Here is a 15,563-nt window from a genome sequence, read left to right as displayed (position 1 = left end):
CCATGAACACCGCACCGACCCGCGCCACGCACGCCGCCGTCCCGGTGAGCCCCACCAGGGGACGACTGCGCCCGCTCGGCCGGCCCGAGGTCACCCTCACGGGTGGTTTCTGGGGCGCGCGCCAGGCCGTGAACGCGGCCGCGACGCTCCCGCACATCGGCCACTGGCTCGAGCGCGAGGGCTGGCTGCCCAACTTCGACCGGGTCGTCGACGGCACGATCGCGGACCACCGGCGCGGCCGGCAGTTCTCCGACTCCGAGGTCTACAAGTACCTCGAGGCGCTCGCCTGGGAGATCGGGCGGACCGGCGACGAGGCGCTCGACGCGCGGTTCCGGGCCGTGGTCGACCGGGTCGCGGCCGCCCAGGAGCCGGACGGCTACCTCAACACCGCCTTCGGCAACGCCGGTCAACCGCCGCGGTGGTCCGACCTGGAGTGGGGGCACGAGCTCTACTGCCTCGGCCACCTGTTCCAGGCCGCGGTGGCGCGCGCCAGGACGCGGCCCGACGCCGGTGACGGCCTCCTCGACGTCGCGCGTCGGGCCGCGGACCTGGTCTGCGTCGAGTTCGGGCCCGAGGGCAACCCGGGGATGTGCGGTCACGCCGAGATCGAGCCCGCGCTGGCGGAGCTCGGCCGACTCACCGGTGAGCAGCGGTACGTGGACCAGGCGGCGCTGTTCGTCGAGCGTCACGGCCACGGCGTGCTCGGTGAGATCGAGTTCGGTCCCGCGTACTTCCAGGACGACGTGCCGGTGCGCCAGGCCACCGTGCTGCGCGGGCACGCGGTGCGCGCGGGCTACCTGTCCGCGGGTGCCGTCGACGTCGCCACCGAGACGGACGACCAGGATCTCCTCGAGGCCCTGCGCCGCCAGTGGTCGGCGACCGTCGCGCGGCGGGTCTACATCACCGGAGGAGTGGGTTCCCGCCACCAGGACGAAGCCTTCGGGGACGACTGGGAGCTCCCACCCGACCGGGCGTACTCCGAGACGTGCGCCGGCATCGCGTCGATCATGTTCAGCTGGCGGCTGCTGCTCGCCGACGGCGACCCCCGTCACGCCGACCTGATCGAGCGCACGCTGTTCAACGTCGTCGCCACGTCGCCCTCGTCGCAGGGCACGTCCTTCTACTACGCCAACACCCTGCACCAGCGTGTGCCGGGCGAGCCGGCCGATCCCGACGAGCCGTCGCCCCGGGCGAGGGCCTCGCTCCGGGCGCCGTGGTTCGGCGTCTCCTGCTGCCCGCCCAACGTCGCCCGCACGCTGGCCAGCCTCGACGCCTACCTCGCGAGCGCCGACCAGCACGGCATCCAGCTGCACCAGTACGCGCCGTGCACCATCGGCACGCGCCTGGCAGGGGACCGCCCGGTGGGGCTCGAGGTGCAGACCGACTACCCGACCGGCGGTACCGTCCGGGTGCTGGTCACGGACACCGACGAGGCGCCGTGGACGCTGACCCTGCGCGTGCCCGGGTGGGCGCCGGGGGCGGTGCTGCGTGTGCTGGGCGCCGACGGCTCGGCGGTCGAACCGGACCGCGACGTGCAGCCCGGTGCCGTCGTGGTGGAGCGGGCGTTCCGGGTCGGCGACGCGGTCGAGCTCGAGCTGCCGATGGCGCCTCGTCTGGTGACCCCGGACCCCAGGATCGACGCGGTCCGCGGCTGCGCCGTGGTCGAGCGCGGGCCCGAGGTGCTGTGCCTGGAGTCGACCGACCTGGTCGCCGTCAGCGGTGGGGTCGTGGACGACGTGGCGGACGTCCGCATGAACGGGCGTGCCGCCCCGGTGGAGGCGGACGGGCGGGTGCTGGTGCCGATGGTCCGGCTGCGGACCTCGGAGGATCCCTGGCCCTACCGGGCCGACCGCGTGGACGGGCTCGACGACGAGCTGCTGGTGCCGCTCGTGCCGTACCACGACTGGGCGGAGCGGGGGCCGTCGACGATGCGGGTCTTCATCCCGCTGGCGGACGGTTAGGTCCTGTGGCGCGGCTCCCCGCTACGTGCCGTCGAGGGCCGCTCGGACGCGGCGTTCCTCGTCGTCGGTGAGCCCGGCGGGACGGGCGTCGATACGGCGCTCCTCGTAGGCGAGCGCGTCCCGCAACGTCTCCGCGAGCGGCCGGGTGCGTAGGCCGGCCGCCCGCGCCCGTGTGGTGTCGAGGGTCGCCAGGCCGCGTGAGTCGGGGTCGTCGATCCACAGGGGCAGCGACCTCGGACCCATCCATGAGCCGACGCCCAGCTCGCGCAGCCGCTGTGGCGGGACGGGCCTCGTGCGAGCGCTGCTCGCGCCGACCTGCGCCGCGGTCGCGAGAGCCTCGGCCAACGGCAGGGTCGGCCCGGTGACGTTGAACGTGCCGTCGAGATGGTCCTCGGCCGTGGTGACGATCCAGTCCGCGAGGTCGCGCACGTCGATCAGCGCGCAGGGCTGGTCGGGGTCGTCGGGGACGATGACGTCGTCCCCGCTGGGGTGGGCGAACCGCCAGGGCCAGTAGCCGCTGCGCGCCGACCTGTCGCCGGGCCCGCCGATCAGTCCAGGGCGCACGACCGTGGCGGGCGCTGCCGCGGCCCGCACCGCGTCCTCGCAGGCGACCTTCGCGTTGCCGTAGACGTCCGGGCCGGTCATCACGTCGCCGTCGAGGGGCTCGAGGACCGCGGCGTCCTCGCCCTGCTCGACGCGTGCGGCGTCCGCGTAGACGCTGGCCGTGGAGACGAACACCCACCGGCCGGTGGTCAGGTCGCGGACCGCGCGGCGGACCTGGCCCGGGTGCCGCGACACGTCGATCACGGCGTCCCAGGTCCGGTTCGTCACGCCCGCCAGGCCCGCGTCCTGGTCGCGGTCGCCGGGCACGAAGCGTGCTCCGTCGGGCGCCGGAGCGGTGCCGCGAGCCAGGCACGTCACCGAGTGGCCGCGCCGCAGGGCGACCTGCGCGATCTCCCGGCCGAGGAACACCGTGCCGCCGAGCACCAGGATCTCCACGCGTGCAGTGAACCACCCGGCCCGGACGCTACGTCACCGGAAATGGGTGTGCGCCGACCCGCAGCCGCCGCGTACCGTCGCCCGGCCGCGCCCGACCCTGGAGACCGACCATGAAGCCCCTGACCGAGGCGCAGATCCGTGCCTCCCTCGTGAACGCATCCCGGCGCGAGGCCGCCGTTGCGACCCTGCCCGACCTGACCGCGACCCGCTGGGACCGGCTCGACTACCTCGGCTGGCGCGATCGCAAGGCCCCGCTGTCCGCGTACGTCGTCCTGGAGATCGACGACGAGCCGGTCGGCGTGCTGCTGCGCGCGGGCGGCGGGCGGCGCTCACCCCGACGCGCGGTGTGCGCGTGGTGCGAGGACGTCGTCGTGACCGAGGACGTGTCGCTGTACGTCGCGCGCCGCGCCGGTGCGCCCGGACGCCACGGCGACACGATCGGCACGCTGATCTGCACCGACTTCGGCTGCTCGGGCAACGTGCGACGCGCGCCGACCCGTGCGGAGGCCGGCACGGCGCCGCTCGACGAGCGGGAGCGGATCGTCCGGCGTCGGGTGGACGGGCTGCGTGAGCGTTCGGTCAGGTTCGTCGCCGAGGTGGCGCGCACGCGCTGAGGCTGCCGGCGGGCGGCCCGGCCGCTCCGGTCGGTCCCGCACCCGCGACGTCGCGCAGGAGGCCGCGCCGGCCCCGCCGCAGATGACCGGTTCATGACGGCTCGGTGACAGCCCTGACAGAACCGGGGCCGCACCCACGGATCCGCGCACGATGGCGACCAAGCGTCCGGCTCGCCTGGAAGGTGCGGCACATGCGTGGAGCGTGGAGCACGACCGCGACAGTGATGGCCTGGTCCCCGCAGGAGGCTCGCAGCCGATGGCGCGCGGCAGGGTCGTGGCTCGCCACCGTCGCCCTGGCGGTGACCATGGTCGGCGCGCTGCCGATCGCAGCCGCACAGGCCGCCACCAACAGCCTCACGCTCCAGGTGATCAGCGCCCGCACGGAGCCACGTGCGTTCCAGGGCGCGGGCGTCGCCAAGGGTGACGCGATCGGCACGTTCGAGTACATGATCAACGTCGACACCGCTGGCACCACCGATCAGCGCAGCCCTGCCCTCGGCACCGGCTGCAACCCCGACGACCCGGGCTATCCCGGGTCGTGCGCGTGGCCGTCGATCTCCGAGGAGCCGCACGCCAGCCCGATCGTCGCGGAGGGTGACCAGGCGGACTTCGCCGGTGGCGCCGGCCTGACGCTCCCGGACGGCCGCTACCTGATCTCGGTGCTCGCCGACGGCTACAAGATCGACGGCGCGCACTTCACCGTGCCGCTCGAGGACCCGGGGCTCGTCACCGTGGAGCTGCAGCCCAACCCGCTGCCCGACTCGACGCTGCGCGCGCAGGTGTTCGAGGACACCGCGTTCACCAACGGCGCCATCGACCAGGGCGAGCCGGGGCTGGCCGGCTTCGTCGGTCACATCAACGACGTGCTCGGCGAGGTCACCACCGACGTCTACGGCAACCCGCTGTGCACCACGTACGTCGGCGAGGACCCGGTGACCCACGAGATCCCGGCAGCCAGCCTCGACGCCGAGATGCTCCCGGTGGTCGACGTGACCGGCGGCACCTGCGTGTCCGACGCCGACGGCCTGCTGACCATCCCGCACCTGGGCAGCAACCGGTACACGCTCACCGCCACGCCGCCGGACGGCCAGACCTGGATCCAGACCACGACCCTCGAGGGCAACCACGACTGGGACACCTGGCTGATGGAAGGCGCGACCGGGTACGACACCGAGTTCGCCGTCGCCGGCGAGCCCGTCCCGACGCCGATCTTCGGGTTCGTCCCGCCGATCAAGAACGGCCAGCCGCTCGACGCGAACGCGACCGGGCAGATCAAGGGCGTCGTCGAGGCCGTCAAGCAGTACGTCCCGCCGCGTGGGGGCAACGTCAACTTCTGGCTCGGCATGACCGGCAGCAAGATCGACAAGCCGATCGTCAACCCATGGATCGCGCTCGCCGACCTCCAGGCCGGCGACACCGCGGTGTGGGTCGGGCGGGGCGGCGCCGACGGCAGCTTCACGATCGACGGCGTGCCGGCCGGCAACTACACGCTGAGCTGGTGGGACGAGCCGCAGGACTACTTCCTCAACACGATCAACGTCACGATCGCCGACGGCGAGATCGTCGACATGGGGCTGATGCCGCTGAACGGCTGGTGGACCACGTACACGGGCCACGTCTTCAACGACACCAACCGCAACGGCGTGCGGGACGCCGGCGAGCCCGGCGTGCCCAACTACACGCTCACGCTGCGGCGCCGCGAGAACTCGCTGATGGACCGCGGCATGACCACGGTCTCCACCGACGCCCTCGGGTACTACTCGTTCACCTCGGCCTACCCGCTGGGTGAGTGGAACGTGATGGAGGCGTACAGCGACTCGTTCTACACCACGGGCATCACCTACCAGGCCGACAACCAGCCGACGCCGACCACGGTGCTGGGCGCGGGCGTCGACGTGAGCGTGCTGCCGATCATCGGTCTGAGCGGCACGCTCGACTGGGGCGTGCACGCCTACGACCCGACCGGCAAGAACGGCATCGACCCGCGCAACGGCGGCATCGTCGGCACGGTCAGCTACGACACGACCCGCAACGAGCTCGTCCCGCAGTACGCGACGACCGAGGACTGGCAGCCCGGCGTCTCCGACCTGCCCGTGGAGCTCTACCTCCCCGTCCTGTGCGGCACGACCTCGGCACCCTGCGACCCGAGCGGCCAGTACGAGCTCGCGCCCGACGGCTCGTACGCGCTCGGCACGCTGCTCAACACCTACGTGACCGAGAGCTGGCAGCGCCCGACCGGGTGCACCGCGCGCGACGTCGACGGCAACCCGCTGATCCACGGCACCGACGAGAACGTGCTCGTGCGCAACCAGGAGACCGACGGCGAGTGCCTCTCGTCCTTCATGCAGGGCGTCCAGTTCGGCCCGAACGCGACCGACCAGGGCACGCCGGACGCCAACTTCGGCGTCGCGGTGGACGGCAACTACGGCTTCGGCGACGGGTGCTTCGACGGCGCGCTCGACGCGACCGACCCCTCCGCGCCGTTGTGCGTCGGCGGGTCGTTCACCCCGCTGACGGCGCGTGACTACCTGGTCAAGGTCGCCATCCCGGACGACGCGCTCGGCCGCCCGGTGTACCAGGCGACCCGCGAGGAGGACATCAACGTCGCCTACGGCGACCAGATCATCCCGCAGGTCCCGCCGCCCGCGTGCGCCGGTGCGCTGCACACGGTCGACGTCGCCGGTGACGGCACGGACGGCTACGACCCGGTCGTCGGCGACGGCGGGGTCACCAACGACCTCCCGGTCGGCGTGACCGTGCCGGCCTCGACCCCGGTCGCCAACGACCCGTTCGTCGACATGGGCGGCTCGCCGTTCGAGGGCACTGCGAAGCCGCTGTGCGACACCAAGCTCGTGCGGGTCAACAACGGCAAGTCGATCGTGCCGATGTTCAACATCTTCACCAAGGTCCCGCTCCCGACGCGGTTGCGTGGCCTGCTGGTGGACGACCTGAACTTCTCCACCGACCCGCGCTCGACGCTGTTCGGTGAGAAGGGTGGCGTGCCGTTCGCGCCGGTCGGCGTCTACGACTTCACCAACCGGCTCGTGACCACGCTCGAGTCCGACTTCAACGGCATGTACGACGTGCTGCTGCCGTCGACGAACCACATCAGCTGCCCGACCCCGTCCGGCATCTGCGCGAACATGTACCGCTTCGTCGGCAACGACCCGGGCATCCCGGGCCGGCTCAACCCGAACTTCAACCCGCGGTACCGGACGATCTCGACCGAGTTCGAGGCGTGGCCCGGCCTGATCATCCCGACCGACCTCGCCCCGACCCAGGTGGGCGTGACCATCGGCACGCCGGGCAGCAGCGTGACCAACAACGTGGCCTGCGCCGCCGAGCCCGACGCACCCCAGCTGTTCGCGGTCTCGCAGCCCTACGTCGACGGCAGCGGTGCCTTCACCATCGCGGGCGCGGCGTTCGGCACGAGCCAGGGTGACGGCAAGGTCACCCTCGACGGTGTCGCTCTGCCCGTCGCGGCCTGGGGTGACACGAGCATCGACGTGACGGTCCCGGCCGGTACCCCGGTCGGCCCGCACCAGCTCGAGATCACCGCCGGCAACGGCATGACGACGATCAATGGCCTGACCTTCCACGTGCTCGGCGCGGGCTACACCCCGACCGTGCGTGAGGTCGGCCCCGGCAAGACCTACGCCACCATCCAGGCCGCCCTCGACGACGCCTTCACGGCGAACGCCGACGACCTCGTGGTCGTCTACCCGGGCACGCCCGACCTGGCCAACCCGCGGAACAACCCGCGCGGCGCCTACTACGAGAACCTCATCGTCGCGTCGCCGGTGAAGCTCCAGGGCGTCGGCCCGGGCGGCTTCCAGGGCAGCACCTTCGTCCCCGGTTCGATCATCGACGCGAGCGCGTTCGGTGGGGACACCGCCCTGGCCGACGCCTGGCGCACCAAGATCGCCGGTCTGACCTGGGACGGCAACCAGAACGTCAACGACGGTGAGGCGATCTACCTGGTCGCGTCGCAGAACGCGACGACGGCCGCGGGCACCGCGCGCCAGTTCACCGCGACGTACAAGGCGTCGATCGACGGCTTCGACATCCGCGGCGGCGTCGAGCAGGGCGTCCCGGCGAACATCGACGCCCTCACCGGCGCTCAGAACGGCCTGCCGCCGAACATCACCACGCAGGGCGGCGCGATCTTCGCCAACGCCTACGTGCGCAACCTGCAGGTCACCAACAACGTGGTCGAGAACAACGGCGCCGGCTACGGCACCATCCGGATCGGCACGCCCGACCTGGCTGCTCCCGACACGAACCAGCACAACGAGAACCTGCGGATCACCCGCAACCGGATCATCAACAACGCCGGCACCAACCTCGCGGGTGCGATCGGGATCTTCGCCGGCTCGGACGGCTACGAGATCGCCCGCAACGACATCTGCGGCAACTTCTCGGTCGAGTACGGCGGCGGCCTGACCGTCTACGGGCTGAGCCCGAACGGGTCGATCCACCACAACCGGGTCTACCTCAACCAGTCGAACGACGAGGGCGGCGGCATCATGATCGCCGGCCAGCTCCCGGCGACGGCGGGTGCGCTCTCGCCCGGCACCGGCCCGGTCTCGATCTTCGCGAACGAGATCCAGTCGAACATGGCGAACGACGACGGCGGTGGCCTGCGCTTCCTGATGGCCGGCAACTTCCCGATGGCCGTCTACAACAACATGATCGTCGACAACGTCTCGACCCACGAGGGCGGCGGCATCGGCATCAACGACGCGCCGGACGTGCGGATCTTCAACAACACGATCATGAAGAACCTCACGACGGCCACCGCGGTCACGTCCAACGGCCTGCCCGCCCCGGCGGGGGTCTCGACCTCGGCGAACAGCGACCAGCTCCAGGCGACGCTGCCGGCCGGTTCGCCCACGTTCAGCCGCCCGCTGATGTTCAACGACATCCTGTGGGACAACCGCGCCGGAACGCGGGCCGGCACCACCGTCACGGGTATCGGCCTGACCGGTGACCCGAGCCCGATCGACAACTGGGACCTCGGGGTGGCCGACGGCACCGGTCTGCTCGCACCGACCGGGTCGGTGATCCAGCAGGACGCCGGGACCCACGGCTACACCACCAGCGCCACCAACAGTGCGAGCGACCCCGCGGTCGTCAAGTCCTACGACGTGACGGTGTCCTTCGCGACCTGGCGGCAGAACCCGTCGTTCGTCGACGCGACGCTCGTCACGCTCGACGCACCGCCGAGCATCCTCGGCGACTACCACCTCGCCGACGGCTCGCCGGCGATCGACCTCGGCGTCCCGGCAGCCTCGGGCGTGAGCGCCCCGATGCGGGACTTCGACGAGCAGAGCCGTCCGGCCGGTGCCGGCTTCGACGCCGGCGCCGACGAGTGGGGTGCCACCGTGGCCTCCGACCTGTTCTTCTCGACGGCCGGCAACGCCAACCCGCCCGGCGTGCCGGGAACACCGGACGACGCCGACATCTACCGGTGGGACCTGTCCGCCTTCAACCGGACGCTCGACCTCTCGCAGGCGCCGTACAGCGTGCCGGGCGGGGCCAACGTCGACGCGTTCGCCAACGTGGACGGCTGGCGGTTCTACGTCTCCTTCACCGGCAACACGACGCTGCCGGGCATCGGCACGGTGGCCGACGAGGACGTCGTCTTCTTCGACGGCTCGGCGTGGTCGCTGTGGTTCGACGGCAGCGTCCACGGGCTCGGCGGCTCGATCGACGTCGGAGCGATGAGCCTGGTCGGCAACACGCTGTACCTGTCGACGAACAACGCAGCCATCCCACCGGGCGCGGGCGGTACCGGCGGCTACGCCGACGTGTACCGGTGGAACCCGGGCGACGACACCTACACCCGGGTCGTGGACGCGAGCGAGGCGCCGTACAACCTGCCCGCCTCCGGGTCCTCGACCGGCACGACGAACCCCGTCGTCGACGGCCTGATCTACGTCGACCCGACGCACCTGTACCTGTCGTTCAGCAACACGACGACGACGATGCCGGTGCTCGGGGCGGTCCAGGACGAGGACGTCCTGTACTTCGACGGCACGGCGTGGTCCGTGTACTTCGACGGCACCGCGCACGGCATGGGCACGTCCGGGGCGCTGGACCTCGATGCGATCTCGTTCGCGGGACGCGCCCTGGCGCCTCCGCCGACCAGCCCGCAGCTGTACTTCTCGACGGTCGGCAACGCCACGATGCCGGGCGTGGCCGGGCCGTACAGCAACGCCAACATCTACAGCTGGGACGGCGTGGGCTTCCACGGGGTGTTCTCGGCCGCGGCCGCGTCACTGCCGACGAACGCGAACATCGACGGGTTCGACCGGATCGACGACACGCACTTCTACGCGTCGTTCGCCTCGGGCGACACCACCCTGCCGGGGATCGGCAACGTCCAGGACGAGGACGTCGTCTACTACGACAACGGCACCTGGTCCGTCTTCTTCGACGGGACCGCGCACGGCCTGACGAACAACAGCCAGGACCTGGACGCGATCAGCGTGGTCGGCGGGACGCTCTACTTCTCGACCCTCGGCAACGCGAACCCGCCGGGCGTGACCGGTGCCGCGGACGACGCCGACATCTACAGCTGGAACGGCAGCACGTTCGCCAGGGTGATCGACGCCAGCGCGGCGCCGTACTCCCTGCCGAACGCCGCCAACGTCGACGGCTACGTCCGGGTCGACGCGACCACCGGGTACTTCTCGTTCAGTGCCTCCACCACCACGGTGGGCGCGCTCGGCGCCGTCCAGGACGAGGACGTCCTGCTCTTCTCGGGCGGCGCATGGTCGGTGTTCTTCGACGGCACCGCCCACGGCCTCACCGCCGACGCCCAGGACCTGGACGCCTTCGATGTTCCGTGACCAGGCCCGTGACCAGCGGCGCCACCCAGCCAGCAGCAGCCCGGGCGCACCGGAGGGAGACCCGACCATGAGCGGAAGTGCAGGGTTCGACCGTCGTCAGTTCCTCAAGGTCGCCGGCGGAGTGGTGGCGGTCGCGGGGGGCATGGCGTGGGCGGGGCGCGTCCTCGAGCCGATCGCCGCGTCGGCGGCCGCGGGGCCTCCGGACCTCTACTTCGCCGGCACCGACGGGTGGATCTACCTGCCGCCCACGCCCACGATCCCGCCGTACCACCCGGACGTGCTGGCGCCGAACCCGTTCACCACGTACATCTTCGGCTTCCGCAACGTGAGCGGCATGACGGACACCCAGAGGCAGAACCAGAAGAACAAGGCGCAGCACTCCGCGCCGCTGTTCTGGGTGAACCAGTTCGACCCGGCGCACCCGGTCGACTTCACCGTCCAGCTCACGAACCTCGGGCTCGCGCTGCGCCCCGACCTCTTCGACGCGCACACGTTGCACTGGCACGGGTTCCGCAACGTGATCCCGTTCTTCGACGGCGAGCCGACCGGGTCGGTCTCGGTGCCGGCCGGGCGGAACTTCACCTACGTGTACCGGCCGCGAGACCCGGGCACGTACATGTACCACTGCCACGTCGAGGACGTGGAGCACGTGCACATGGGCATGACCGGCCTCGTCTTCGTGCGCCCGCTGCAGGACGGCAACACGACCCTCTACCCGAGCGGCAAGTACCTCTACAACGACGGCGACGGCTCCACCGGTTTCGACCGCGAGTTCGCGATGTTCCTCTCCGAGGTGTGGGCCGAGGCGCACTGGGCCGACGCCCACATCCAGCTCCCGGAGTGGAGCGACTACCGGGCCGACTTCAGCATGATCAACGGCCGCGTCTACCCGGACACCATCGCGCCGAACGGCTCGATCGACCCGTTCAACCCGCAGTACGACGCCAACGGCGACCTGGTCGCGCCCGCCGGCCACGAGCAGCTCCAGTACCAGCCGCACTCGTCGCTCGTGACCTGCAACGCGGGTGAGCGGGTCGCGCTGCGGTTCGCGAACCTCGGCTTCCGCGAGCAGGCCATGACGATCACCGGGATCCGGATGCGGGTCGTGGGTCGCGACGCCACGTTGATGCGCGGCCGCGACGGCACGGACACCGCCTACGGGACCGACACGGTCAACGTGGGCCCCGGCGAGAGCTACGACGTGGTGTTCACCGCACCCGCGTACCAGGGGCCGGGGGAGTACGACACCTACTTCCTCTACAACCGCGCCTTCGCGAGGGCGAACAACCTCGCACCCGGCGGGTTCGGCGGCGCGGCCACCGAGATCCACGTGTACCCGAACGGCGTGCCCGCGCAGGCCTATCCGAACGACTGGGGGATCTGACGCCATGATCACCAACGGCGGAGCCAACCAGGCTCGGACGCGCGCCCCACGGGGTCGGCGCGCCACATGGATCGTCACGGCCGCTGTCGCCGCACTGCTCGCCGCCGCGTCCGTGGCGACGCCCGCTGCAGCGGACGCCCCGCCGCGCGTCGGCATCGTGTGCACCACCTCGACGGCCGGCTCGCCCGGGCAGCCGGTGTTCGACCTGACCACGACGACCGGCTACATCAGCCTGCCCGACGGGAACACCGCGTTCATGTGGGGCTACTCGAACGGCTTCGACTCCTTCCAGCACCCCGGCCCGGTGCTGTGCGTCAACGAGGGCGACGTCGTGACGGTGATCCTGCACAACACGTTCGCCGAACCGGTCTCGGTCATGTTCCCCGGCCAGACGGGCGTCCTGGCGGACGGCGTCCCGGCCGCTCCGGAGCTCGACGGCAGCGGTGTGATGACCTCGCTCACCCCGACGGCTCCGGCCGGCGGCGGCACCGTGACGTACACGTTCACGGCCGCGAACCCCGGCACCTACCTGTACGAGTCCGGGACGAACCCGGAGAAGCAGGTGCGGATGGGCCTGTTCGGCGCCCTGATCGTCCGTCCGACGCTCGGTGCCGACTACGCCTACGACCGTGCGGACAGCAAGTTCACACCGTCCGAGGAGTTCATGGTCCTGCTCTCCGAGATCGACCCCTACCAGCACCAGGCGGTCGAGGAGGGCCGGAGCTTCAACATGAACACGTACCACCCGCGGTACTGGTTGATCAACGGACGTGGGTTCCCCGACAGCATCGCCGACAACGGTGCGTCCTGGTTGCCCACCCAGCCGTACGGAGCGCTCGCCTCGGTCTACTCCTACGACGCGACCGACCACCCGGACCCGGGCCTGGCGCGCTACCTCAACGTCGGCACCGAGGACTACCCGTTCCACCCGCACGGCAACAACGGCACCGTGATCGCCCGTGACGGGCGGCCGCTCGAGGGGCCCGGCGGGGAGGACCTGTCGTTCGAGAAGTTCGCGATCAACATCGGCCCCGGCCAGACCTGGGACGTGCTCTTCAAGTGGTACGACGCCGAGAGCTACGACCCGGTGACCAACCCGGTGCCGGTGACGGTGCCGAGCCTCGCGAACCAGGTGATCGGGGTGTTCTACAGCGGCAGCCCGTACCTCGGCACCCAGGAGGCGTTGCCACCCGGGACCCAGAGCCTGAACCAGTGCGGCGAGTACTACATCATCTCGCACAACCACGCGCTGTATCAGATCACCTCGTGGGGCGTGACGATGACCGGCCCCATCACGTACATGCGGATCAACCCGCCGACGCCCAACAACTGCGGCTAGCACGAGAGGTGGGCGCAACGATGACTCGAACCAGGAACCTCGCCTCGACGGTGATCTCGGCCGTCGCCGGGGGAGCACTCGTGATGATGGCGGTCGTCGTGCCGGCCGGCGCGGCTGCGGCCGCAGCCGTCCCCATCGACCTCTACGCGGTCGCGGGCAGCACCACGCTGCCCGCCGGCGGTCAGTCGGTCACGGTCTGGGGCTACAGCACGACGAACGCGGCCGTGACCGCGCCCGGTGGGCCGACGCTGGTCGTCGACCAGGGCGACACGGTCGACATCACGCTCTACAACGAGCTCACCGAGCCGACGGCGCTGTACGTCGGCGGGCAGGTCATGGTCCCCGACCGGACCGGTGTCGCGCCGGCCGGCTCGAAGACCTACAGCTTCACGGCGGACCTGCCGGGGACCTACCTGTACGAGGCCGGTCCGGTGCCGAACGCCGAGCACCAGGTCGCGATGGGGTTGTACGGCGCGCTGATCGTGCGTCCCGCGACCGCCGGTCAGGCCTACGACGCGGCGAGCACGGCCTACGACGACGAGGCGGTGCTGGTCCTCAGCGAGATCGACCCGGCGCTGAACAACCGCGCGGACCCCGCGACGTTCGACATGCGCAACTACGCGCCGCGCTACTTCCTGGTCAACGGCAAGGCGTACCCGGACACCGACGCCATCGCGACGCAGGCCGGGCACACGGTGCTGCTGCGCTACGTCAACGCGGGCAGCCTGTACCACTCGATGGCGGTGCTCGGCGCGGACCAGAGCGTGATCGCGCTCGACGGCAACCCGCTGACGTACGCGCACGACTACGTCGCCGAGACGTTCGGTCCGGGACAGACCGCTGACGCACTCGTCCTGGCACCGAACTCGAGCGACGACGCGACGGTGCCGGTCTACGACGGCAGCCTGCTGCTGCACAACAGCAACCTGGCCGGCGCAGGCGGCATGGTCACGTTCCTGGCCGTCACCGGCAGCGGCGCCCCGGCCGACCCGATCGGTCCGGTCACGTCTGCGGTCGCGCTCTCCGCAGGTGGCACGCTCTCCGCGACGGCCACCGCGCTCACGCCGGGTGCGGTCGTGGCTGCCGCCGAGTACTACGTCGACTCCACGGCCGGCACACCGGTCCCGATGACGGCGACGGACGGTGCGTTCGACTCGGCCACCGAGGCGGTCGAGGCGGCCGTCACGGTGCCGGCGGGCAACCATGCCCTCTACGTGCGCGGTCAGGACGACGGCGGCGTCTGGGGCGCGTTCAGCTCCGTCCTGGTCAACGGCGGCGACGCCGGCGGGCCCACCACCTCGGCGGCAGCGGTGCAGCCGTCGCCGACCAACGGCACCGTGAGCGTGTCCGTGACCGCGACGGCGGACGACTCCGCCTCGGGTGGCTCGACGATCGCGGCGGCCGAGTACTTCGTCGACGCGGTCGGGGCCGACGGCACGGGCGCCGCGATGACGGTCAGCGGCAGCGGATCGGTCGCGAGCCTCACCGCGAGCATCCCCGCTGCCGACGTGGCCGCCCTCGGCGAGGGATCGCACACCGTGTCGATCCACGCCCAGGACAGCGGCGGCAGCTGGGGCGCCGTCGCCACGGTCCCGCTGGTGATCGACGTGACCGGACCGGTCTCGCAGAACCTCGCGGTGGCGCCGTCGCCGAACAACGGCACGCTCGCGTACAACGGCGGCACGCCGGTGGTGCGGGTCAGCGCGGGCACGCTCGAGGACGTTCCGAACGCGGGCGTGAACAGCACGGTCGGTGCGGCCGAGATCTTCCTCGACACGCTCGGCGCCGACGGCACCGGGATCGTGATGTCCGCCTCCGACGGCCGGTTCGACTCGGCCACCGAAGCCGGGTACGCGGACATCCCGCTGTCGACCGTCGTGCTGCTCTCCGAGGGCTCGCACCCGGTGTACGTGCACGCCAAGGACTCCGCCGGGAACTGGGGCGCGGCTGCCACGACCGAGCTCGTGGTCGACAAGACGCGTCCGACGCTCGACTCGGTCTCGGCCAGCCCGAACCCGACGCAGGGAGCGCGGACCGTGACCCTGACCGCGGCGGCCAGCGACTCGGCCAGCGCGATCAGCCGGGTCGAGTGGTTCGTCGGGACCGACCCCGGCGCCGGCAACGGCACCGCGATGACGTTGTCGGGCACCGGTCCGACGACCGCGACCGGTTCGATCGACGTGTCCAGCCGTCCGGAGGGTTCGTTCGTCGTGACCGTCCGGGCCCGGGACGCGGCCGGCAACTGGAGCACGACCTCCACCGTGACCGTCGCCGTCACCGCACCGTTGTGGTTCTCGACGGTGGGTGCGACGAACCCGCCTGGTGTGGGTGGGTCGGCTGATGCGGCTGATGTGTACCGGTGGGATGGTTCGGGGTTCTCGCGGGTGTGGGACGCGTCGGTGGCTGGTTTGC

Annotated in this window: 7 protein-coding genes; 6 read left to right on the top strand and 1 reads right to left on the bottom strand. The window is 71.3% G+C overall.

The window, feature by feature from the left end; genetic code table 11:
* Nucleotides 1-2: 2 nt before the first annotated feature.
* Nucleotides 3-1,961 carry a glycoside hydrolase family 127 protein gene (locus OEB99_RS03160; RefSeq protein WP_263508290.1) on the top strand — a complete coding sequence of 653 codons (1,959 nt, stop codon included), beginning with the start codon at nt 3-5 and terminating at the stop codon, nt 1,959-1,961.
* 21 nt (nt 1,962-1,982) lie between these two features.
* Here OEB99_RS03160 and OEB99_RS03155 read toward each other — a convergent pair whose 3' ends face one another.
* Nucleotides 1,983-2,960: an NAD-dependent epimerase/dehydratase family protein gene (locus tag OEB99_RS03155; protein ID WP_263508289.1), complete on the bottom strand. Its 978-nt coding sequence runs from the start codon at nt 2,958-2,960 to the stop codon at nt 1,983-1,985.
* Nucleotides 2,961-3,070: 110 nt separating this feature from the next.
* Between OEB99_RS03155 and OEB99_RS03150 the strand changes: the two genes are divergently transcribed.
* From OEB99_RS03150 to OEB99_RS03130, 5 genes are all read left to right on the top strand, one after another.
* A complete protein-coding gene (locus tag OEB99_RS03150; protein ID WP_263508288.1) occupies nt 3,071-3,574 on the top strand; it encodes an FBP domain-containing protein in 504 nt (167 codons plus the stop codon).
* 191 nt (nt 3,575-3,765) lie between these two features.
* Nucleotides 3,766-10,428: an SdrD B-like domain-containing protein gene (locus OEB99_RS03145; RefSeq protein ID WP_263508287.1), complete on the top strand. Its 6,663-nt coding sequence runs from the start codon at nt 3,766-3,768 to the stop codon at nt 10,426-10,428.
* A gap of 67 nt (nt 10,429-10,495) precedes the next feature.
* Nucleotides 10,496-11,812, top strand: a complete 1,317-nt coding sequence (locus OEB99_RS03140; protein ID WP_263508286.1) for a multicopper oxidase domain-containing protein — start codon at nt 10,496-10,498, stop codon at nt 11,810-11,812.
* A 4-nt stretch (nt 11,813-11,816) separates the two neighbouring features.
* Nucleotides 11,817-13,151 carry a multicopper oxidase domain-containing protein gene (locus OEB99_RS03135; protein ID WP_263508285.1) on the top strand — a complete coding sequence of 445 codons (1,335 nt, stop codon included), beginning with the start codon at nt 11,817-11,819 and terminating at the stop codon, nt 13,149-13,151.
* A gap of 20 nt (nt 13,152-13,171) precedes the next feature.
* A partial coding sequence (locus OEB99_RS03130) for a multicopper oxidase domain-containing protein (protein ID WP_263508284.1) occupies nt 13,172-15,563 on the top strand: 2,392 nt, incomplete at its 3' end.

Source organism: Actinotalea endophytica, from assembly GCF_025717005.1.
Lineage (GTDB): Bacteria > Actinomycetota > Actinomycetes > Actinomycetales > Cellulomonadaceae > Actinotalea.
This window is presented reverse-complemented; position numbering and strand designations above follow the sequence as displayed.

What these genes read in the sequence shown, in the direction of transcription:
- OEB99_RS03160 (WP_263508290.1), top strand. Translation starts at nt 3, where the DNA reads ATGAACACCGCACCGACCCGCGCCACGCACGCCGCCGTCCCGGTGAGC.
- OEB99_RS03150 (WP_263508288.1), top strand. Translation starts at nt 3,071, where the DNA reads ATGAAGCCCCTGACCGAGGCGCAGATCCGTGCCTCCCTCGTGAACGCA.
- OEB99_RS03145 (WP_263508287.1), top strand. Translation starts at nt 3,766, where the DNA reads ATGCGTGGAGCGTGGAGCACGACCGCGACAGTGATGGCCTGGTCCCCG.
- OEB99_RS03140 (WP_263508286.1), top strand. Translation starts at nt 10,496, where the DNA reads ATGAGCGGAAGTGCAGGGTTCGACCGTCGTCAGTTCCTCAAGGTCGCC.
- OEB99_RS03135 (WP_263508285.1), top strand. Translation starts at nt 11,817, where the DNA reads ATGATCACCAACGGCGGAGCCAACCAGGCTCGGACGCGCGCCCCACGG.